The 250-nt window shown below is 63.2% G+C and carries 1 pseudogene; it reads right to left on the bottom strand.

Annotated features, from left to right (window positions below):
• Window positions 1-47 precede the first annotated feature (47 nt).
• Window positions 48-250 (bottom strand): annotated as a pseudogene (locus C7C46_RS33965) (dipeptide/oligopeptide/nickel ABC transporter ATP-binding protein); the annotation flags it as partial.

The following is a 250-nucleotide window of genomic DNA, read 5'->3' as shown; positions in this document are numbered from 1 at the left end:
GTGTACGGGAGGCGCGGGCGGCTGTAGAGCGAGTCGCGGTCGGCGATCTAGACGACCATGGCCAGGTACATCACCGCGACGGGCTGGGAGAAGTGAGGCACGAAAGACAGATCTCGCGCGATGAAGACGAAGGCGATGCCAATCTCCCGCTGCAGCTCCTGCAGCAGGTTGACAACATGGGCCTGGATCGACACGTCGAGAGAGGAGAACGGCTCGTCGGCCACGATCAGCTTAGGGTTGAGCGAGCGCG

This window comes from Streptomyces tateyamensis (genome assembly GCF_003205575.1).
Taxonomy (GTDB): Bacteria; Actinomycetota; Actinomycetes; order Streptomycetales; family Streptomycetaceae; genus Kitasatospora; species Kitasatospora tateyamensis.
Note: the sequence above shows the minus strand (reverse complement) of the source record. Positions and strands in the feature narration are given on the sequence as shown.